A 22,872-nucleotide genomic window follows, 5' to 3' on the forward strand; every position below is an offset into this window, starting at 1 on the left:
GCGGTTTTTATTTTTGTGCATTTATAAAGAAGTCCGTACAAAGTTTCAAGAAACTTTTGCCCGCCATTGGGATAATTGTCCCAAGGATTTTCACCATCAAGGATAATTGAGACCACCCTGTTTTCAACCTTTGAGAGTTCCCTCAACCGCTCAAAAAGATCGAGAGCGGACTCCACCTCTCCTCTCTGTGTATATTCAAAGCCTATTTTGTCTGAAAGTACTCGATCCCTAAAGAAAATTCTCAATCCGTTAATTGTATAAGGCTTATAAATCTTCTCCCGATCATAGGTTTTTAAAGATTTGAAAAGAATTTCTTCATCGGTTGCAATCCATTTTATCCCGTGTTCCTTATAAATTTGTATGGTGTCCATTGAGACTGAACCCTCTGCAGGCCACATTCCCTGAACTTCCACGTTTAATTTTTCTTTCATAAATTGAATAGCCTTAGCCACGTGCTTCCTCGCATTCTCAGGTTCAGAAAAAGAAAAATCAGGCCTACGGGTATAGGGATTTGAAATTTCTGCATTCCTGGAATCATAAATTACAGGTAAAATGGGATGGTAATAGGGGGTTGCTGATATTTCTATGCGCCCGGAATCGTATAACTCCTTGTATAGTCCTACGGTCTTTCCGATAAGAGGGAGCATCTCACTGTAAAGAATCCTAACATCTTCATCGGTATATTTATGCCCTTTTTCTTTCAACTCCCTGAGAACGGGGTGACTTTCAATAATAAATGGACTTATTCCACTGAAAAGCCAGTAAAATTTTAAATCTCTTAAATCCTGAAGGGTGAAGTATTTCCAGCGAGATTCAATTTCGTAAGGTTTACCCCTTTTTCTCAAGAGATAATAATAGCGAGGGAAGGGCCTAATCCTCGTCTTCTCGCTCACATTGAAGAAGTGGAATAGAATGAATTTAACTTCCTCTTCAGTTAAAGAATCGGCAGGTTTCAATGCGAGGTTTATGAATTTGCATTCAGCCCGCCCTTCCGCATAATCCATAAGCTGCTCAACAAGGACAGGAACTAAGTTAAAAGTAACCTTAACTTCATTAAATTTAGAGAGAATATAAGGCATCTCATAGTACTCTCTGAGAGCATGTTGAATAACCCAGGGTAGGTAATAAACCCTTCTACCATTTTCATTTACGAAATAGGCTGGCTGGTGCATGTGCCAAAGAAATAAAACTCTCATGCTTCCCTGGCTTCCTCAATTATCCTTTTGTAAATCTTTAAAACTTTTTCGAATTCTTCCCTATTCTTAAATTGAGCATACACGCTGATGGATGGATGGTATTCCTCAGGCCTTATTAAAATCCAACCGTTCTCTTTAAATATCTTTATTCCATCAACAAAGGAAACATCCTCACCCTTTATAGACTCCGCAATTTCCCTCATTACCGTTCCCTTTTTCTCGAGGGAACAAGGTACCCTTTCGTGGTAAATCTCATAGGAAGGAATACTTCTTGATAGTTCTTTGACATTGATCTTGGAAGACGCTATTATCTCAAGGATTTTTCCAAAAGCAAACATTGGGTCTGAAACGCTGTGGAGTTCAGGGAATATCAAATGTCCTTCTCCAGTACCAGCAAAAATAACATCATGTTTTCCAGCTTCTATTTCTGCTATTCGCAGAGAAGACTGGATAAACTTAACGTTTTCACCGCTATTCTCACAAACTCTGACAACTTCATCAGGAACAAAAGGTGGAAGGAGAATGGTTCCCTTCAGGCCTGCATTAATTACAAGAAATACGACAAAGACAAGTAGGTCAACGCCACTCCAAACTTTGCCATCGGAATCAATAAGGGCAAGTTTTTCTCCTCCGGGATAGAAATAGACACCAAGATCATAATTCATATTAGTAATCAAATGAGAAATCCTCTCCAAGGAACGTTTAAGATCCTCTTGATTCTTAGACTTCCGCTCAACGTCAACGTGAGCATTTAGGCTTATGTATTCTACAAGAAATTCATTAACGATATACGGGAAAAAGTCAGCCAATACTCCGTAGGCGTAATCAAAAACCACTTTCAATGGTGCCTCTTTTAACACATTTAGATTGAGTGACTTTAGATAGGATTCTCTGTAAAATTCAAAGATCCTACTTTCAACTACTATTTGCCCTGCCTCACTGTAATGAGCCCTTCTGAAATCTTCACGGTAGAAAACCCTCTCAATGGATTTAGCAAAATCGGGTGAAATATGAAAGGCATTAGAATCTAAAAAGATAATGTCCGTTGAAGGAGGATCATCTGGTGCCTGTCTAAAATAGACCCCGCCAATTTCTCCAAAGGTGCTTAACTTGAACCTAAGAATGGGTAAGGGAATCATCTGGGCATCCTTGATATTGACACCACTGGCACCAAGCCCACCAATGAAAGCACGCCGTAAATTACGCGCTGAGGGGCTGGCATCTCTTCCAAGAATAACCCACGAGTTTCTGGGCAATAACGATCCGTATGCGGAACCGAGTTTTGCGCACATCTCGGGCGTAAGTTCAACATTTGTTAAACCCGTAATTTTTGAACCTTGAAAGAGTGATCTTTTCCATTTTTCACCCCACACCACATTTGAAATCACCACCGCCGAATCTTCAACAATCTTACGGGGCCAGATTTTCACATTTTCTCTGACCACGGCCTTTCTCCCAATAATGCATTCATCGGCAATCACGGCTCCTTCATTTATTTCAGCCTCTTCCAACACACTAACCCCATTCATTAAAACTGCACCTTTCACTCTTGCACCCCTCTTTATATACACGTTGTCCCATATAATTGAATCAATTATTTCGGCACCCTGCTCTATGACACAGTTGTTTCCTACAGATGACCTCTGGATCTTACATCTGTCACCTATAGTAGTGTTTTTTCCAATAATCACCGTTCCCTTAAAATCCACATCTTCACCTATCCTAACATCTTCATCAATGCGCACGTCACGACCAACAAGGTCAAGCTTCTTCCCTTCAATGGAAATGTTTACCTTCCCATCAAATACATCGTAGTGGGCATAGCGGTAAGAATTGGGATCTCCAATATCTCGCCAGTATCCCTTTCCAACATAACCGTAGAGAGGCTTGCCCTCTTTCAAAAGCAAGGGAAATAAGTCCTTTGAGTAATCAAAGGCGGTACCTCTTGGAATAAAGTCAAATACTTCTCTATTTAGCAAGTAAATACCTGTGTTAATCGTGTCAGAAAATACTTCACCCCAGGTTGGTTTTTCAAGAAATTTGACAATCCTGGAGTCCTCATCGGTGATAACGATACCAAACTGGAGAGGATCGGTAACCCTCGTGAGGCCAATAGTAACCATCGCCTTCTTCTTCTCGTGAAAATCCATCAAGGCTTTTAGATTGTAATCCGTTAGGAGATCTCCGCTGATAACAAGAATTCTTTCTTCATCACCCAGATACTCTTCCGCCATCTTACACGCACCTGCGGTACCATAATCCTCCTGTGGTACAACATATGAAATTTTAACCCCGAAATCGGAACCGTCACCAAAGTAATTTTTTATCACCTCTGGCTGGAAGTAAAGGAGCATTATAAGATTCTCAAGCCCGTGCTTTTTTAGGTGAGAAACAATTCTTTCAAGAATAGGTCTATTCACAAGGGGTAGCATAGGTTTTGGAATAGCGGTGGTCAAAGGCCTAATTCTCGTACCAAAACCACCTGCCAAAACAATACACTTCATTTCACCACTCCTGTAATATAGTAAATATTAAAAGCAACGGCAACAATAATCAAGTAAGCGCGGTCCTTAAAAAAAGCTGCGGAAGGTTAATTTTTAACTTCTAAAGAAAAAGCATACCCCTTCATGTCAGTCAGGAATTGCTTTAAATTTCTATCATCTTGAATAGTCTATTAGATCCGTAATATGGGACCTTCACTATTTAATAAAAAAAATCCACAGGTAAGGTAAAACTTCCATTCTTAAACCAGTACACGGTATTTGGCGGTTGTATTCTATTAAGCATTCTCAATAGAAATGATCTTCACGCTCCCTATACATAACTGTTGCAAAGAGACCAGAGTTTGTTTCTGACCTTAATTGCTTTTTATCCAGACGAATTTACCTTTTTCCAGTTTTTCACGGTACTTAAACCTGTAAAAATATATTCCAGTCGGAATTTTGTTTTGCTTCAGTATATCGCTTAGTTTAATAACATGACAACCAGCCTCATACATTTCCACTAACCTTCCTAAAAGCCGACCGTCAACAGTAAATATTTCCATAATCACATTGCCTTTTTCTGGTATCATAAACTTAAAATTCAAGTCTTTGAAAGCTGGGTTTGGATAAGGCTTGGAGAAATAATAAATATTTTGCCCATTGATTTTGATATTTAACTTTTCTTTTCCGTACATCCATTGCACATTATGTTCCAACTCAATGAAATTAATGGGGCCATTATACCAGTATCCCACAACACCCCCGTAAGTAATGCCATCCCTAAAAATAGATTTTACAAGTAAGAAATCGTTATTCCAAGGCAACTCCTCCCAACTTTCATAATCTTGATTCCATTCAAAATTGATTCTGTCAAACTCTTCATCTGAAGAATTACATCCCACACCCTCATTACTAAACTCATCTGGATACTCTCCATACCCCCACTCTACCTTAAAACTTGTAAGGTGTGCATAAACTGTTGTATCGGGCGAAACGTTGTTGATAACCGTTCCTCTTATAGTTATCTTTTGCTCAACATCGTTACCTACTAAGGGTGATTTAATGAGAACTAAGGGTTCCTTTCTAATTTTACCAGCCGGAAAACCTATAACATACCTACCCTGATTATAAGTGATAAATCTTCCATCGGGCGTAACAGAAATTCCCTTTAGTATTTGTGATTCTTCTATAATAAGTGTTTCACTCCTCAGGGGATCAAAGTGTAAAATCTTCTTCCCCACGCTGTCGCTAATTAACAATAACATCCTAATTCCGTCAGGATGATAGCATGCCTCTTCTATAATCCCCCCGTCTGAGTGGAAAACAAGACTATCACCTGAAGGAGTGTGCAAAATTAAATCACCTCCTCTTGAATACAAGAACATATCATGATACGGATGAAATCCTAAAAACCTTACTTCTGAAACAGGAAAGGTCTCCAAAATCCTCCTATGCTTCCAGTCTTCCACAACAATGGAATTATCCCTATAATAGATTATTTTATCCCCACAGGGCGAAATCACGGGAAATTTGCCACAAGAATAAACCCTCGTATTTGAACTGACATCATAACAAAGTAAAGGGTTTTTTATTATAACAACACTATCCGGAACCGAAAAGATCAAAACGCTATCATTGGAGGAGAGTACTGGAGAGAACCCTAACTCCTCTCTATCTGCTTGCACCGTCTCCCAATAATGATAGTAGGGAAAGTAGTTCTTATATAAGGTTACTTTATTTAAAACTTCGCCAGTATAGGCGGTATCAACTACCCTCGTGACGTGATACTGAGTATCATGGAAAAAAGAAGCTCCTGGAACTCCACGAGAGATTATATGATAGTTCTCACTCCCGTAGACCCTAACATATAAAACAGCCGTATCAGGCGGATCTATCCCCCTGTTTCCCAATAAGCTCCTGACTACTATTCTTATCCTATACGTACCATCTGGAAGCGTCCCACTACTCCCTACACCATCAAACGCCCTAAAATGATACCCCGGAGACCCAATTTCCTCTTCTGCTAATTTAACCTCTCCAGTAGCAGAATCCATTACCTCGTATTATTAAACCCATGCACATTAACCCCTTTTTAGTAAATTTTATAAAAGAAGAAACAAAAGGTCATTAGCAAGAGCAACTGCGAAAAAAATTTCACAGTATTTCTCACGCTACACATTTTACTAACATTAATTAAAAACAAACTATTTGGTTCAATTACCTTAGAGAAAAACGGGAATCTAAAATTTACATCTAAGTTGTCACTCTCTAATGCATTTCACTTTTTTAATCCGCTGATATGTTCCTCGTCTGGTAAATTCTAAAAGCACTAACAAATTCCGGATTTCTACATAGATAAACTCTTTAATTTTCACCGTGTAAAAATCAAGTGAAAAAGTAATTCTTACTGTTAGCAAAGGTAAAACTAATTAAGGTGAAAGAATTAATAAGATCAAAAGGCACAAATTACTTAGGAGTCTCCTTTTTCTTTAGCAACCTTTTAATTTCGTTTTTCAACTCCGTTGGATCGCCCGATTTAACGACATAGGCATCGGCGAACCAAGCGGTGTATTCATCCTGATAAGAGCTGTAAGCAGTAAAAAGAATCACGGGAATGTCTTTCTTTTTCTTCTCTTTTTCCAGATTTTCCAAAACCTCAAGACCAGATTTCCCCTTCATCTTGATGTCAAGGATAACAAGGTCAATAGGCTCCGTTGAGATCTTATAAAGAGCCTCTTCTGCATTTTCAGCAGTTATCACATCATAGCCTTCCCTTTTCAGCATTTCGCCATAAACTGTACGAATATCAGGTTCATCATCAACCAGCAAGATTCTATAATTAGCCATGTCTTCCTCCTTTTAACCTTTAATAACAGCAATGGGGACCATTCTTGCCACTTTTGTGGAGATACCCGCATTATGGACGACATCAACAACTACGTCCACGTCTTTGTATGCATCTGGTACCTCCTCGCTCAAGGTCTCCATGGAATGGACTTTAACGAGGATTCCTTTTTCTCTAAGCTCTTCAATGATGTTTCTTCCCCTTGTACGCCTTATAGCCTCACTTCTTGAAAGAACTCTCCCCGCACCATGAGCGGTAGACCCAAAGGTTTCCTCCATCGCCCTCTGCGTTCCAAGTAAAATGTAAGAAGCAGTTCCCATATCACCAGGAATCAAAACGGGTTGTCCAATTTCCTTATAAACTGCAGGTACTTGAGGATGTCCCTTGGGGAATGCCCTCGTTGCACCTTTTCTATGCACTATTACTTTCTTAATCCGACCATCAACGACGTGATCTTCTACCTTTGCGATGTTGTGGGCAACGTCATAAATTATTTGCATGCCAAGTTTTTCAGCACTCTCGCCGAGAACTTTCTCAAAAGACTCCCTAATCCAGTGAGTTATAAACTGGCGGTTTGCCCAGGCAAAGTTTGCGGCACATACCATTGCCCCAAAGTAGGCCTGCCCTTCCGGAGAGTTGAAAGGAACCGATGCAAGTTGCCTATCAGGCACACTGATTCCATACTTTGCCATGGCATTTTGTAGCTGTCTCACATAATCATCGCATATCTGGTGTCCAAATCCTCTTGACCCTGTGTGAATCATTATGGTAATGGAGCCTTCCTCTATCCCGATTACGCTGGCTGCCTTCTTGTCAAAGATCCGTTCCACTACCTGAATTTCAAGAAAGTGATTACCTGCGCCAAGTGATCCGAGTTGTGGCAACCCCCTTTCAATTGCCCTCCTCGATACTTTATCAGGGTTTGCACCGCTCATAGAGCCGCCTTCTTCTATCCTCTCAAGGTCTTCTTTCCAGCCAAAACCCTTTTCAACAACCCAACGGGCACCTTGAACCATCACCTCTCTAAGTTCCCTTTCAGTCACTCTATATATACCACCTTTACCAACGCCTGCAGGTACATTGTGGAAAGCTGCATCCAGAATCTTTTCCAGATGTCTTTCAATGTCGGATTTTTTCAAATTTGTTTTTAAAATCCTAACACCACAATTGATATCGTAACCCACACCGCCAGGTGAAATTACTCCGTTTTCAACATCAAAGGCAGCCACACCACCGATTGGAAAGCCATACCCCCAGTGGATATCAGGCATAGCAATGGAATACTTCTGAATACCCGGGAGACAGGCCACGTTTGCTACCTGTTCAGGCGCATTGTCCTTTTTTATTGAATCCAAGAGTTTTTCTGAGGCATAAATAATTCCAGGAACTCTCATACATCTTTTATAATCTTGACTGATTTTCCATCTAAAATTATCAATTTTTTCCAGCCTGCCCTCCCACATGTACTCACCTCCGTGAGTTGTAAACTTCCAAAGCTTTACCCAAAATTCTTATCGCTTCTCTAAGCTTTTCTTCTTCAAGGACATAAGCAATCCTAACCTCGTCCACTCCTTTTCCTGGTGTCAAATAAAAAGACTCAGCAGGGGCTACCATCAGAGTTTTTCCATTTTCATTAAAATCCTTCAACAGCCAGACCGCAAAATCCTCTGCGTTTTCAACTGGTAATTTTACAACAGTATAAAATGCTCCCTCAGGTTTTCTCGCTTCTATTCTCGGTATCTTTGCCAGTTCGTCAAAAACCGCATTTCTTCTCTTTTCATATTCTGCTATCATTGGACCAATGAATTCATCAATATACTTAAATCCATAAACTGCACCCCATTGTTCAATGGTAGGTGGACAAAGCCTCGCCTGGCCCATTTTCATAAATGCCTCAAGAAATTCCCTATTTTTTGTAACTATGAATCCAACACGGGCCCCACAAGCACTGAACCTTTTGGAAATCGAATCAAGAACTATAAGCCGATCATGAATTTCCTCGAATCTTAAAGTAGTTACAGGTTTCCGTCCATCAAAAGCAAACTCCCTGTAAACCTCATCAACCAGGAGATTCAGCCCGTGCTCTTTTACTACTTTTATAACACTCTCAAATTCCTCATCTTCATAAATAGTACCAGTTGGGTTATTCGGAGAACAAAGAAGAATGGCTCTGGTTCTATCATTAACTAACTTTTTTATCGTTTCATAAGATGGTAAGTGAAAACCTTCTTCCACTGAAGTTGGAATGGGCCTTAAATTGATCCCAACCTGTTGTGCAAAGCCTTGATAATTCGTATAGAATGGCTCCGGCACAAGAACCTCATCTCCATAATCGCCCACGAGGAGAAAGGCAAATAAAATTGCCTCGGACCCACCAGTTGTTATAAAAACTTCAGAAGGCGAAACTTGGACCCCAAATCTTCCGAAATATTTTGCTATTTCCTCCCTCAACTCAGGAATCCCATCAGAAGGCCCGTATGGTAATACAGGATCGTTAAAATTTTTTATGCCCTCAAAAATTTGCTTAGGAGTTGGTACGTCAGGTTGTCCTATATTAAGATGATAAACAGTTACACCTTTCTTTTTTGCCTCTATTGCATGGGGATAAAGTTTTCTGATCGGCGAAGCCTGCATACCCTCGGCTCTGTTTGAAATCCTCAGAGTATTTTTTTTAATGGACATAAATAACCTCCTTTCAATTATAAATTTAAGCCAACTTTCACGAACTGTAAAGACATAAGAAAGAAACTTGAAGAGATCACTTTTAGACTTGCACTGGAGAATGTCCAGTAGTGAAAGCAATAAAGACTTCTAAGGTTCAAGAAGTGAACATTTTTTTTCACGATAAGCAAAGTGTAAGAATTCCTGTTCATGTTGTGGTTTACCTTGAAAAAGAAGGCAAAAGGTGGGGTGATAGGTGCAGTTAAAAGATTGTTAAAAGATTCAAGATGAATTTGGAAACTCACTGACTCTTGAAAATATCAGAAACTTAGAAAAACGAAGCATCCCTTGATTCCCTCACAGTAACACCTAACCGAAAACACTTGGAAAAGAAACTTAAAGAAGCTTTAAAGCAATATAAAACGACCAGAAAAAGTTTGGAATACTTTTCATAGATATTTTGCTAACTTTAAGTGTGTAAATGACCAAAACGGTCACCCTTGTGGAGATAAGTTTCTAAAGCCGTCGCACAAACGATATTAATGAATATAAAATCCATTGACACAGTGGGAAGATATGACGGAGAAGAATTTATGATAATCCTTCAGGATATAAATTTGACAAAACTTAAGAAGGTTGCAGAAAAACTGCTAAGGTTAATTAAGAGTTCATATGTAACTGTGAAAATAAGGATTTATCCGCAACAGTATCTATTGTAGGAACGATAGCCAAAAACGGCGATAACTTTACAAAATCCCTAAAGGGGCTGACAACTATCTTCAACAAGCAAAAATCCAACAAACCATCCATCCTAATTGGTTATAAAATTAAACTCCACTCTTTAAACTTTTTGCCTCGTAAAGTCGTGAATCCGCAATTTTAAGCATTTCTTCAAAGGTATGCGCCTCATCCGCTGAAGCAATACCATAAGAAAAAGACACGTAGAAATCTTGGTCATCACACTCGATTTTGTTTTCTACAAGCTTGTGTTTAATCTTTTCTAAAATTTTCTCGGCTTCCACTCTTGAAGTTTTATAAAGCAAAAGTAGAAATTCGTCACCTCCGTAGCGTATTACATAGTCATCTTTCCTAAGCATAGAAAATAGAATTGAAGTAATACGTCTCAAAACACAATCACCTATTACGTGCCCGAAGTGATCGTTGAAATCTTTAAAGTTATCCAAATCTATTAGTGAAATGCTATACATTCCTGGAATAATTTCTTTTATTTTATTTAAAAATCTTCTATTGAGCGCCCCTGTCAGTGGATCCCTCATCGACTCTTTTTCAAGAAACTCTGCTCTCCTCTTCTCCAGAATAAGCTTGCGGTAAAGAGTAATAAAATCGTTTACTATATAGGATGTATTAGCAAACACGAAAATGGGCAGAGCATACTGAGTTAACAACGGTTTGGGAAGATTATTCACAAGTACATACACATCATTGAAGACATGCGGGAGAAGGAAAATAATTGCATTCAAGTTAATTAAAAGTAATTTTTCTGGCCTCGCAGATCGTATAATCTCTCTTAAGAAGACTGAAACAATTAAAGCCATACTAACATATATTGTTACGTTCATTTTAAGGTAAGTTCTCCTTACAAGGACACTATCGTTAGGAACACTCAAAAGAACTAAGATCAAACCGATATTAACGACAAGCAAAGCCAATGCAATTTTCCGATGGACCCCCCTATACCCGAATTCATAGACAAAAGCAAGACCATATAACGCAAGAGATAAGTAAAGGGAAGCTATTATAATTTTTTTGTATACAGCGTAGTAGATTGGGAGATAAGGCACAAATGTATAGTCAATAAGATATATAGCAAAAAAGATCAAAGAAATTCCCAATAAGGCCCTGTGCAGCCTTAGTTCTATTAAAAATGGAATTAAAACAATGAAAAAACCTAAAACCAAAAACATCGCCAAATAAAACTGATTTAACACCTGATTCAAAAAACCCAGCAAAATATATCGGCCTTTCACAAATCTTAAATCACCCATAAAAATAGGCGAAAGTATGCCTAAAGTGTTTTCTGCCTTAACTAATATTCTAAGTTCATTGAACCCATCCTTTAAAAAACTTCCCGGAATAACAAAAAGCTCGGGTTTGTTCCATCGAAGGGAATTTCTACTTATGGGATTGCCCGAAACCCCTATAAGATGTCCATTCAAATAAACTTCCAAATAATTCCCGTCTATCAAAGGAATAAAAAGCGCAGGAGTATCACATTTAGGTCTTTCAAAGTTAAACCAAAAGATATGGGAACCAGAAGCCTCCATTAAAAATGGAATTTCCAAATCTCTACCTGTGGTTTTCACTTTTTTTATAAAAATGCACTTTTCACATCGGATTTTTGTTGTATCATATAGATGTTCAAATAATCTGATGGATAGTATAGATATAGAGAAAATTATGATTGAGATAACGACGTTCTTAAATTTAATCCTCGCTTCCATAGCCAAAAACTATTTAATAAATCTATCTATTTAATAAATCTATAAAACTCCTTGGCCGACTTTCTTGGAGGTGGTTCGGGTATTTCCGCGGGCCATCCAAGGGGCGTTACGGTAGCTATATAGTGTTCTAAAGGCACTCCAAGTTTGTCTTTAACCTCAGGTCTGTCCATATCCGCTATCCAGCATGTTCCCAATCCTAAGGACCACGCAGCCAGCATGAAATGATACGCTGCAATACAACCATCTTGAACATGCCGCCTTGATTTTGAAGGATCGGAACAAATAGCAACAGCATAAGGTGCAGAAAGGATCGGCCATGCAGGTTCTCTGATGTTACCAAGAAACCGTATGATTTCAGAATTTTTTATAACGATGAAGTAGTAGGATTGAGAGTTTCGTGATGTAGGTGCCCATCTACAAAGCTCAAAAAGTATTTCGAAAACCTCTTCGGGAATAGGTTCTTTCTTATACTTTCTTATGCTCCTTCTCTCTACTAATATTCTCCATTGATCCATATTTAAATTATTTACTAAAACTCGCTTAAGGTCAAAAAGATTTTAAACATTTGCTAATCTTTGAACTTCCACGCACGAGATATTAAAATTAAACCTACTCGAAGGAGGTTCAATTTGATTGAACGTAAACTACTGAGAGAGAATCCGAATTTGTTGAAGGAAGCCCTGAAAAAGAGAAATTACGACACAAACATTTTAGATGATTTGATAAATCTGGATGAATTGACACGTACTCTGAAAAAGGAAATCGATGCACTCAGGGCAGAAAAAAATAAAATAAGTAAAGAAATATCTCGAGCTATGAAGGAAAATTCAAACCCCGAGTCTCTCCTAAGCAAAGCCAAGGAAATTGATACAAAACTTAAAGAACTGGAACAAGAACTTGAAGAAAAGGAGAAATTTTTGAACGAAAAACTATTGTACCTGCCGAACGTCCCTCATGAATCGTGCCCCATTGGAAAAAGTTCTGAGGATAATGTAGTTGTAAGAGAACACGGAAAAATAAGAGAGTTTAAATTCACCCCAAAGCCCCACTGGGAAATAGCTGAAAATCTAAAAATCATTGACTTTAAAAAGGCTGGGGAAATTTCAGGATCAAGGTTTGCCATATACAAAAACGAGGGTGCAGAACTGGAAAGGGCACTTATCAATTTCTTCTTAGATCATAACAAGAAAAAAGGCTATGAAGAGATACTGCCTCCAACCTTAGTCAAAGAAGAATCCACGTACGTATCTGCACACCTACCCAAATTTAGGGAAGAAATGTATTTTATTCCGGAAGATGAGCTGTTTTTAATCCCCACCGCTGAAACGGTTTTGGCAAACATACATAGGAATGAAATCTTGACCGAAGACGAACTTCCAAAATACTACATGGCCTACACCCCTTGTTATAGAAGAGAAGCAGGGTCTTACGGTAAAGACGTCCGGGGGATTATAAGAGTTCACCAATTTAACAAAGTAGAACTTTTTAAATTTACAAAGCCAGAGGATTCTTATGAAGAATTGGAAAAAATGTTACAAGACGTTGAGGATCTATTAAAACTTTTAGAAATTCCTTACCGAGTTGTTCTGCTCTGCACAGGCGATATGGGTTTTGCTTCATCTAAAACTTATGATATAGAAGTATGGGCACCCGGCGTCGGGAGATGGCTTGAGGCTTCGTCCTGTTCCAATACAGAGGCTTTCCAGACGAGAAGAGCAAAAACAAGATTCAGAAGAAAGGATGGACGAGTTGAATATCCTCACGCCTTAAACGGTTCGGGGCTTGCAACCCCGCGAGTTTTCATAGCAATTCTGGAAAACTTCCAAAATGAGGACGGCAGTATAACTATTCCTGAAGTCCTTAGGTCTTATATGGGAGGGAAAGATGTCATCCTACCAAAGTGAGCGGGAAGAAATCATAAGAATCTTAAAAATCTTATACGAAAAAGATTTCATTCAAGCAAACGTCGGAAATGTAAGCGTTAAGGTAAGCGAAAACGAAATTCTTATCACACCGAGGGGAAAGCGTAAAGCAGAGTTAAATCCAGAGGACATTCTTCTCGTCGATATAAACGGCAATGTAATAGAAGGCACATTAGCCCCATCCATTGAACTAAAAACCCACCTTGCATGGTACAGAGTAAAGCCAAAGATCGGAGCCATAATTCATGCTCACCCCCCCTACACCACAGCCGTTTCCTTCTATACTCCTGTTGAATCAAAGCCCCTGATGGCGGAACTTTCTGATTACCTCGGACCAAAACTCATATCTATACCATATAAAAAGGCTGGTTCTGCGGAGCTTGAAGAAGAAGTTGCCGACAAAGGTGCATCAGAAGGGGTTTTTATTTTAATCCTTCAAAAGCACGGTGTACTTGTCGCCGGAAAAGATTTGATTGATGCCCTTAATCGCCTCGAACTTTTAGAATTTGACATGAAAATTAAAGTTTTAAAGGAACTGGTAATATGATGTGGAATTCCAATAAAGTTAGAGAAATCTTCCTTAAGTATTTCAGAGAAAGAGACCATGTGATAGTTCCCAGCTCTTCGCTGTTGCCAAAAAATGATCCCACGCTCCTTTTCACCAATGCGGGTATGAATCAATTTAAACTCTTCTTCCTCGGTGTTGTTAAACCACCTTTTACGCGTGCAGCCTCTTGCCAGAAGTGCTTAAGAGCCGGTGGAAAGCATAATGACCTTGATAATGTGGGCTTCACCAAAAGGCATCACACCTTTTTTGAAATGCTGGGAAATTTTTCCTTCAACGACTATTTCAAGGAAGAAGCAATCAAATTCGCCTGGGAACTCCTTACAAAAATCTATGGGCTCGAAAAAGACAGGCTCTGGGTAACCGTTTACAAAGAAGACGATGAGGCATACAACATTTGGAAAGATGTTATAGGAATACCAGAAAAGCGGATAGTAAAACTTGGCGAAAAAGACAATTTCTGGGAAATGGGAGAGCAAGGGCCAGCAGGACCTTGTTCAGAAATTCTCTATGACCTCGGAGTCGATGCAGATCCCAATCAGGCAACCCCAGAAATGGAAGGAGAACGCTTTCTTGAAATCTGGAACCTCGTTTTTATGCAGTACAATAGAAATGAGAAAGGAGAACTGGAAAAGCTCGGGACCAGGAATATTGATACGGGAATGGGGCTTGAAAGGCTTCTTAGGGTTTTAAACGGGGCTGATTCCAATTTCCATACTGACCTGTTTATGCCCATCATAGAAGAAGTTGAAAGAATTACAGGGGTCAAATATTATGGTGATGATCGAGGCAGTGCTCACAGAGTATTGGCAGACCACACCAGGGCTCTAACCTTTGCTATTTCTGATGGAATCTACCCCTCCAATTATGGGAGAGGTTATGTTTTAAGAAGAATTTTGAGGAGGGCTCACCGCTTTGCTCAAAAAATAGGATATGGTGACAAACCCATAATTTATAGACTGGTTCCCGTTGTGGTTGAAATAATGAAAGATGCTTATCCCGAACTTATTGAGAGAAAAACAGAAGTAGAGTTTATCATAAAACGAGAGGAAGAAAGATTCATTGAAAATATTGCCAAAACCCTTCCAAAACTGGAACAGGAAGTAGAAGAGGCCAAAGCTTCTGGTGTTCTTAGCGGAAAGGTCGTATTCAAGTTCTACGATACTTATGGTCTTCCTCTTGATTTAATCGAAGAATACGCTAAAGATGCAGGACTTGCAATTGATTGGTCATCCTTCGAGGAGGAGATGGAAACCCAGAGGGAAAAGGCGAGGAAAACCGAGATATTCAAGGTTGACATACCAGAAGAGTGGACCGTTTTCAAAGAAGGTCAAGTTAAATTTATAGGGTACGAGAAACTCGAAACCCTTTCGAAGATCATCAAGTACGGATTCAAAGGTGAAAAAATTTATATTGTGACCGAGGAAACCCCCTTTTACCCTGAAGGCGGTGGTCAGGTTGGTGACAAGGGAATCATAGAAGGTGAAGGTCCAGAAGGACACTTTCTTGTCGAGGTCCTTGACACAAAAAAGATTGAAAACCAAATCATTCACATTGGAAGGTTAATTGAAGGAAAGATACAGGATGTAGAAGTAAGACTCGTTGTTGACGAAAAACTCAGAAAGGGAGCTCAAAGAGCCCATACTGCCACCCATCTTCTTCACGCCGCATTGAGAGAAGTTCTCGGCGAACACGTGCGCCAGGAAGGTTCCCTTGTTGAACCCGATAGATTGAGATTTGACTTCCTCCATTTCTCGAAATTGAAAAAAGAAGAGATCGAGGAAATAGAACAAATTGTCAACACGAAAATCATCGAAAATATTCCATTGGAAATTAAATATATGAAATACGATGAGGCTTTAAAAGACGGCGCCATGGCCCTTTTTGAAGGTAAATACGGTGAAATAGTTCGAGTAATTCATATTGGTGACTTTTCAAGAGAACTATGTGGTGGAACCCACGCAGAAAGGACAGGAGACATTGGACTTTTTAAAATCATTAAAGAAGAGGCTTCCAGCGCCAACATAAGAAGAATAGAAGCTTATACAGGGCTGAAAGCACTACAATATATTCGGAAACTCGAAGATACGCTCATGACTGCAGCCGAAACCTTATCCACCACTTCAGATAAATTAGCTGAAAAAATTGTGAAAAATCAGGAACTAATAAAATCACTTGAAGAGGAGGTAAAGACTTATTTAACCAAATGGGCTGATCTAAAAGTTAAAGAAATCGTAGAAAAACAACTAAAAACCGATAGATTCACTGTTTTCACAGAATATGTTAAAAACGCCGATATAAAGGCACTACGGGCCATAGCAGACCGAATCAGGGCAACACAGGCAAAGGGACTCTTGATCTTAATCGGCAGTAAAGCCAACAATGTTTTCTTCTTGGTAGAAGTTCTTGGAAATATTGAGGATGTTGATGCAAGCAAGTTGGTGAAAACCATCGGTAAATATCTCAAAGGTGGTGGTGGCGGGAGTAAGACCAAGGCGGAAGGTGGAGGCAAAGATGCCTCAAAAATAGGCGAAGTTTTAGATATGATAAAAACAGGAAAAATTTTTACTTAGGAGGTTCAACAATGGACATATTTAAAAAATGCTATGAATTCGAGGAGGCGGAGAAAGCAAAGCAATTAGGATACTACCCTTACTTCCATCCCGTTGCCTCCGCAGAAGATACTGAGGTGGTGGTGGATGGAAAGCCCCTTGTAATGCTTGGGTCCAACAATTATCTGGGACTTACTACCCATCCTTACGTAAAGAAAAAGGCGCAGGAAGCTATTGAAAAATATGGAACAGGAAGCTGCGGTTCAAGATTTTTAAACGGCACCCTTGATATTCATGAAGAACTTGAAGAAGAGCTGGCAAAATTTGTCGGTAAAGAAAGGGCACTGGTTTTCAGCACCGGGTATCAGACAAACCTCGGAATTATGTCTGCCCTTCTTGGAAAGAATGATGTAGTCATTCTTGACAAGTGGGACCACGCAAGCATTGTAGATGGGACAAGACTCGGCCATGCACACGTTTTGAGGTTTAAGCACAATGATATGGAACATTTAGAGAGAATATTGAAGGCAATTCCTGAAGACAGAGGCATTCTAATCGTTGTGGACGGCATTTTCAGCATGGAAGGAGATATCGCCAATTTACCCGAGCTTGTTAAACTTAAGGAAAAGTATGGAGCAAGACTTATGGTAGATGACGCCCATTCAGTTGGAGTTCTGGGTAAAACGGGCGCAGGAACCGCAGAACACTTTGGACTCATAGAGAAAGTGGACTTAATAATGTCAACTTTTAGTAAATCCTTTGCGTCAATAGGTGGATTTGTAGCGGGAGACGCAAAGGTAATTGAATACATTAAACATTTTGCAAGGCCTATGATTTTTAGCGCAGCATTAGCTCCCGGTCAGGTGGCAGCCGCACGAGCTGCACTGGAAATTATAAAAACTGACCATGAAAGAAGAGAAAATCTATGGAGGAACACCAAGTTCTGGCATGAAGGATTGAAAAGCCTTGGCTTTGACATCGGTGAGACACAAACTCCAATTGTGCCAATCATAATCGGTGATGATATGAAAACTTTCATGCTCTGGAAAAAACTAATGGAATACGGAGTCTATACAAATCCGGTAATCACTCCAGCGGTACCACCAGGCAGACAGCTTATAAGAACAAGCATTATGGCAACCCACACCATAGAGCAACTGGAAAGAGCCTTGGATGCCTTTAAAAAGGCTGGAAAGGAACTCGGTATCATATCGTGAAAATTTTCTTTTTATGTCCGAATTATCCTTAGATATAGGCGCAAGAGCCAACGTAGTGAAAGCAGGTTTAATTTTCTTTGATCTGAATAGGAAATCGCAACATAAAGTTGAGATTCCCATTCGGGACAGGATTACATAAAGGATGCTATGGCTAAATCCCGCTCCTCTCTTATATAAAGAATGTGGATACATAAGCAAAAACTTGGTTGTGGGTGACGTAACAATCTTTGGTGTGAAAAAAAACAACAGTCTACCTAAAAACCAGAGCGTGTTAGGAATAGGCAAAAATGAAAGATAATAGAATACCGAGATGGGAAACTTTAGAGAGGGCGTTTCGACCAGTAAACAAATTCTTAAAGGAGAGTAGCCATTAAGTTTAAATCCATTTTACAATTTTCAATTGCAACTTTTGTTTCACGAATCCTTGGGTTTATAAGGGATGCATCAATAGCATTTTTGGTCGGAGCTGGAAGATTTGCTGACATCTTTAACATAGCTTTCAGGATCCCTAATTTCCTAAGGGATATGCTGGCAGAAAATGTTATGCAAACCGCCTTTGTGCCAAATTACGTAAAGGCTTTGGAAAAAAAGGAAGACCCTGAACACTTTTTAAACTTGATTTTTACAATTTTCCTCCTTGCATCTCTTATAATTGCTACACTTGGCATCATTTTCTCGAAACAGATCGTACTTATAACTGCCTATGGTTTTACCAGCATTCCCGAAAAATTTAACAAAACCGTTGAAGTTACGAGAATCACTTTCCCTTACCTCATCCTTGTTTCTATCTCTGCCCTTTTTCAAGCGATACTGAATTCAAAGAACGAGTTCTTTCACCCTGCACTCTCCCCTGCTTTATTTGATCTTGGAATTATCATCATTATAATCGCTTCAAAATACTTTCTTCCGGAAGAAGAATATGCCACCATTCTTGGGTATTCTGTTCTATTCGGCGGTTTGCTACAGCTACTATACCTGTCGCAGAGACTTAAAGTACACCAGGTTTTACCTAAAATTACCTTCAACTTTCACCATCCCTACTTAAAGGATTTTGGGAAACTGCTTATTCCCGTTTTCATAAGTGTTGGTTTTTCTAAAATTGCCCCCTTTATCAATACACTAATAGCCACCTTTTTAAGAGAAGGTTCCGTTTCTTATTTGACTTATGCCTACCGCATCATGCAGGTTCCAGTAGGTCTTTTCGCAGTTGGCCTTCAGACGGTCTCAATGCCTTCTTTTTCCAGACTTGTTGCGAAAAACAGCGAAATGAGGGAAGCTCTGTGGAAGTCTTTCTTTTATGCTGTATTTCTAACATTGCCTTCCTCAATTTTCATAATTTTCTATTCAGGTGAAATTGTTCAGGTACTCTTCCAGAGAGGTGCTTTCACCCATCTCGACACCCTCCAAACAGCTCAGGCTCTGATCTTTTACACTCCTCATGTTTTTGCCATAGGGACTTCAAAAATATTCCTGAACTACTACTTTTCAAGAGGAGAAATAAAGATTCCAAACATAAGCGTGATTTTGGGTACTATTGTAAACATTGCAATAGCAATCACACTTTCCAGAATAATAGACTTTCCAGCCCTTGCCCTTGCCGTATCTGCAGGCACCTTAATTCAAGCTCTCTTTTTGACCGCAATGGTATCAAAGGATAATCCAATTCTCCCAGAATACCTTAGGAAAATAATTAAGGTAGTCATTGCAAGTGTAATTTCAGTTTTACCCTGTCATTTAATCCTTACAAGAAACCTCCTTGCAAGGCTAACACTTGGATTCATCAGCTACACAGCACTATTTCTATTAATTGCCTACCTCTGGAATTTTCTACCGGAAATAAAGGGTATTAAAAAATCTGATGAATAGCATTTAAAATAATAACACTATGGATGTGACAAAATTACGTGCTAAAGAATTGAGAAAGGCTTTGCTTGCGGGAATTATTAAAGTTCAGGACCTAAAGGATGAATTAAATAGGATCAATGTCTTTCCTGTACCAGACGGAGACACTGGCACAAACCTCGCAGAGACTTTAGCAGGTGGAATTAATGTCCTCATGGAATCTTCAAGTCTCAAATTGTGCGAAGTAGTAAGAAGATTCTCAGAAGCAATCCTTTTTACAGCCAAAGGCAACTCGGGTACAATCGTATCTCAATTCTTTACTGGATTTGCTGAGGCCCTGAAAGGTAAAGAGAGTGTTACCACTTCTGAATTCGCCGAAGCACTTAAATATGCTACGAATGCCGTTTACGACTCCTTAGAAAAGCCCGTTGAAGGAACTATAATAACAGTAATAAGGGAAGTCGCAGAATATGCCGTTGAAATTTCTGAAAAGGAGAAAAACTTTATCAAATTCTTGAAACTGCTTCTTAAAAAGGCGGAAAACTCCTTAAGCAAAACCCCTGAACTTCTTCCAAAGCTTAAAGAGAAAGGCGTCGTAGATTCTGGAGCCTATGGATTTGTCTTGATTTTAAAAGGCATAGTAGAGTACATAAATACGGGTAAAATAGAACTACACAAAGTCCCTTCGAAAGAAACTTTGAAAATTATAGAAGAAGAGCACATAGAACACCGATATTGCACAGAAGCAGTTATCAAGAGTGATGGACTCGACAAGAAAAAATTGGCCCTTGTTCTTGGAGCACTGGGTAGCTCACTTTTAATTGCAGGTGCCGGTGGATTATTCAAAATCCATATACATACTAACTGGCCCCAAAAGGTATTTGAAGTTCTAAAACAAAAGGGAACTATATTGAAGCATAAGATCGACGACATGATTGAAATGAATAGAAAGGCTCGGAAAAAAGAGTTTGGCGTAATAGTCGATTCAACAGCAGACATTCCGTTAGACATTGCTCAGGAGCATGGAATAAATATTATTCCACTTCAACTTATCATGGATGGGAAAACGTATCTTGAAGGAATTGACATAGATAAAAAGCAAGTTCTTGAATTGCTAATAGAAGGCAAAACTTATATGACCACTTCCCAGCCCGACCCTATTTCCATTGAAAGAACAATAAAAGAGGCCCTCTCAAAGTATGAAAAAGTGGTGATAATTACTCTAAGCGCTAAACTATCCGGGACATACAACGCTATAAGGATAGTGAGCTCAAAGTACCCTAACGTGTACCTTTTTGATGGAAAAATGGCATCTCTTGGGACAACGCTCCTCGCATTAAGAGCACTCGAAAAGTTTGAAGAAGGTTATAACATTGAGAATATCTTAGAATATCTAAGAAAGGTTCAGAAAAAATCCTTATTCATTCTGACACTAAAAACCGTCAAATATCTTATGAGATCAGGAAGAATTTCTAATCTAAAAGGTGGAATTGCCGAGTTTTTTAACATAAAACCTTTAATTGTTGTTAACCCCGATGGCGAACTTGAAAACATCGGAACCGCAATGGGGGAGAAAAAGGCATTCGAGAAGATAATCAAAATGGCAAAAAAACAACTTAATCCTTTCCAGACTTATGACTTTGGTATTGCATATGTGGGGAAAAGCAAGTTTGCTGAAAGACTGGAGACCTTTGTGAGATCGGAATTTTCTGTCAGGAAACTAATAGTGAACGAGGCAGGGCCTTTACTTTCAATTCACGTTGGACCAGGAGCCTATGGTCTTATAGCCTTACCGGTCTTTTAGACCTGCAGGTATAAGCCTCTTTCAATTATGTAGTGAGAAACTGCCTCGGGGACAAGGTATCTTATACTCTTGCCCTGTCTAATCCTCTCCCTTATTTCGGTGGAGGAAATATCAATCAGCCTTTCATCCAGAAAGATAACCTTTTCGGTATTAATCGCTTTTAGCGAACAGTTGGGTCTTTTTAACACAATAAAATTAACCATTTCAAAAAGTCTCTTATAATTATACCAAGACGGCAAAGCCTGGTACTGATCTGCACCGAGAATTAAAAAAAATTCGGCATCCTTAAGCTTATCCTTAAGTCTTTCAAGCACATTCACTGTATAGGATGGTACAATATTTTCTATGGCTTCAAAATCTGAGGCTTCAAAATATTCAACCCCCTCAACCGCAAGTTTTACCATATTAAACCGGTCTTCAAAGGGAGCATAGACTTCCTTATGGGGTGGCTTGTAGTTCACCAAAAAGAGAATTTTGTCCAGCTCAACATTTTCCCATACATCCCGAGCAAGGATAACATGGCCAACGTGCACGGGATCAAAGGCACCACCAAAAATACCTATTTTTCGCATTTCTTTTCAATTTCTTTGACTATTTTATTTATCCCATTTTGAAAGGCCTTATCTTTTGTACCATTAATTTCGGCAAAAAGTACTTTTGCCGAATCACACTCCTTTTTTAATAAATAACTTCTCACTTTAAGTAATTTTGCCGCAGTAACAAGACTATCATCGTCGGGAAACTCTTCAAAAACCAAATTGATGTATACATCAGCCGCTTTCGGATGTCCTATCCTTAAATAAGTTTCAGCAATGTATAAGTATTTAAGACCTTTTCTTCTGTAAAGCATCTTTTCAAGTTCTTTGGCTTTTTCAACCTGGGAATTATCAGGGAAACGGTTTTTAAATTCCTCAATGTATCTCCTCGCTTCATTAATGGACTCTGTATCCCTTGAAATGGTTTTACTTTTTTCCAAATAGCATTCTGCCAACTCCAGATAAGAATTAGCAACATACTCACTGGTTGGAAAGGTATTGATCAGAAAGAGATACTCGGTTATTGCATCATCGTAGTTTTTAGCATTTTTGTAACTTTTCGCAAGGTAGTATTGTGCAAAATCCACACTGTCGCTGAGAGGATATTTAAACACAAATTCCTTGAAAAGCTCAGCAGACCGACTATACTTCCCCTTTTGAAAATATTCCATAGCTCTGCTAAATAAAGAGTCTGAAGTTTCCGGAGCCTTAGCTTTCCTTGCTTGGCAGGATAAAGAAAACAGCAATAATATAAAAACCGCTCTCTTCATAACTTCTCCTTTTTCTG

Annotated in this window: 18 protein-coding genes and 1 pseudogene; 9 read left to right on the forward strand and 10 right to left on the reverse strand. The window is 39.2% G+C overall.

Annotation, left to right across the window (positions count from 1 at the left end):
* The 6 genes from QMD82_01620 to QMD82_01645 all read right to left on the reverse strand — a co-directional run.
* Positions 1-1,196 (reverse strand): glycoside hydrolase family 57 protein (locus tag QMD82_01620; protein MDI6850624.1); only part of this gene is annotated, 1,196 nt, incomplete at its 3' end.
* A complete protein-coding gene (locus QMD82_01625; protein ID MDI6850625.1) occupies positions 1,193-3,700 on the reverse strand; it encodes a sugar phosphate nucleotidyltransferase in 2,508 nt (835 codons plus the stop codon). The genes QMD82_01620 and QMD82_01625, both read right to left, overlap by 4 nt.
* Positions 3,701-4,053: 353 nt before the next feature.
* Positions 4,054-5,733 carry a T9SS type A sorting domain-containing protein gene (locus QMD82_01630; GenBank protein MDI6850626.1) on the reverse strand — a complete coding sequence of 560 codons (1,680 nt, stop codon included), beginning with the start codon at positions 5,731-5,733 and terminating at the stop codon, positions 4,054-4,056.
* Between the two features lie 412 nt (positions 5,734-6,145).
* Complete coding sequence (locus tag QMD82_01635; GenBank protein MDI6850627.1) at positions 6,146-6,526, reverse strand: response regulator; 381 nt, start codon at positions 6,524-6,526, stop codon at positions 6,146-6,148.
* 12 nt (positions 6,527-6,538) lie between these two features.
* Positions 6,539-7,987: an RtcB family protein gene (locus QMD82_01640; GenBank protein MDI6850628.1), complete on the reverse strand. Its 1,449-nt coding sequence runs from the start codon at positions 7,985-7,987 to the stop codon at positions 6,539-6,541.
* A gap of 4 nt (positions 7,988-7,991) precedes the next feature.
* Positions 7,992-9,206, reverse strand: a complete 1,215-nt coding sequence (locus tag QMD82_01645) for a pyridoxal phosphate-dependent aminotransferase (GenBank protein MDI6850629.1) — start codon at positions 9,204-9,206, stop codon at positions 7,992-7,994.
* 110 nt (positions 9,207-9,316) lie between these two features.
* Between QMD82_01645 and QMD82_01650 the strand changes: the two genes are divergently transcribed.
* Positions 9,317-9,451, forward strand: a complete 135-nt coding sequence (locus QMD82_01650; protein MDI6850630.1) for a hypothetical protein — start codon at positions 9,317-9,319, stop codon at positions 9,449-9,451.
* 267 nt (positions 9,452-9,718) lie between these two features.
* Positions 9,719-9,904: pseudogene (locus QMD82_01655) on the forward strand (diguanylate cyclase).
* 108 nt (positions 9,905-10,012) lie between these two features.
* On the opposite strand, the gene QMD82_01660 reads toward QMD82_01655, so the two are convergent.
* The gene (locus tag QMD82_01660; GenBank protein MDI6850631.1) at positions 10,013-11,647 is read right to left on the reverse strand and encodes a diguanylate cyclase; all 1,635 of its coding nucleotides are present in this window, start codon (positions 11,645-11,647) and stop codon (positions 10,013-10,015) included.
* Positions 11,648-11,673: 26 nt separating this feature from the next.
* On the reverse strand, positions 11,674-12,162 hold the full coding sequence (locus QMD82_01665) for a nitroreductase family protein (protein ID MDI6850632.1): 489 nt from the start codon (positions 12,160-12,162) through the stop codon (positions 11,674-11,676).
* A 114-nt stretch (positions 12,163-12,276) separates the two neighbouring features.
* On the opposite strand from QMD82_01665, the gene serS reads away from it, so the two are divergent.
* The 7 genes from serS (at position 12,277) to QMD82_01700 (ending at position 21,549) form a co-directional block, all read left to right on the forward strand.
* Entirely contained in the window at positions 12,277-13,551 is a 1,275-nt protein-coding gene (serS, locus tag QMD82_01670; protein ID MDI6850633.1) for a serine--tRNA ligase, read from the forward strand.
* Entirely contained in the window at positions 13,532-14,116 is a 585-nt protein-coding gene (locus QMD82_01675; protein MDI6850634.1) for a class II aldolase/adducin family protein, read from the forward strand. Before serS ends, QMD82_01675 begins: the two co-directional genes overlap by 20 nt.
* On the forward strand, positions 14,113-16,707 hold the full coding sequence (gene alaS, locus QMD82_01680; GenBank protein MDI6850635.1) for an alanine--tRNA ligase: 2,595 nt from the start codon (positions 14,113-14,115) through the stop codon (positions 16,705-16,707). Before QMD82_01675 ends, alaS begins: the two co-directional genes overlap by 4 nt.
* An 11-nt stretch (positions 16,708-16,718) precedes the next feature.
* On the forward strand, positions 16,719-17,903 hold the full coding sequence (locus QMD82_01685) for an aminotransferase class I/II-fold pyridoxal phosphate-dependent enzyme (protein ID MDI6850636.1): 1,185 nt from the start codon (positions 16,719-16,721) through the stop codon (positions 17,901-17,903).
* 13 nt (positions 17,904-17,916) lie between these two features.
* Positions 17,917-18,042 carry a hypothetical protein gene (locus QMD82_01690; GenBank protein ID MDI6850637.1) on the forward strand — a complete coding sequence of 42 codons (126 nt, stop codon included), beginning with the start codon at positions 17,917-17,919 and terminating at the stop codon, positions 18,040-18,042.
* Between the two features lie 245 nt (positions 18,043-18,287).
* Positions 18,288-19,769, forward strand: a complete 1,482-nt coding sequence (murJ, locus tag QMD82_01695; protein MDI6850638.1) for a murein biosynthesis integral membrane protein MurJ — start codon at positions 18,288-18,290, stop codon at positions 19,767-19,769.
* 19 nt (positions 19,770-19,788) lie between these two features.
* A complete protein-coding gene (locus QMD82_01700) occupies positions 19,789-21,549 on the forward strand; it encodes a DegV family protein (protein MDI6850639.1) in 1,761 nt (586 codons plus the stop codon).
* Here QMD82_01700 and nadD read toward each other — a convergent pair.
* Both nadD and bamD read right to left on the reverse strand, forming a co-directional pair.
* Entirely contained in the window at positions 21,546-22,121 is a 576-nt protein-coding gene (gene nadD, locus QMD82_01705; GenBank protein ID MDI6850640.1) for a nicotinate (nicotinamide) nucleotide adenylyltransferase, read from the reverse strand. The two genes, QMD82_01700 and nadD, sit on opposite strands and share 4 nt — an antisense overlap.
* Positions 22,109-22,855: an outer membrane protein assembly factor BamD gene (gene bamD / locus QMD82_01710; protein ID MDI6850641.1), complete on the reverse strand. Its 747-nt coding sequence runs from the start codon at positions 22,853-22,855 to the stop codon at positions 22,109-22,111. The genes nadD and bamD overlap by 13 nt, the downstream gene beginning before the upstream one ends.
* Positions 22,856-22,872: the final 17 nt, after the last annotated feature.

It is taken from the genome of bacterium (genome assembly GCA_030019025.1).
Lineage (GTDB): Bacteria > Hydrothermota > Hydrothermia > UBA1063 > UBA1063 > UBA1063.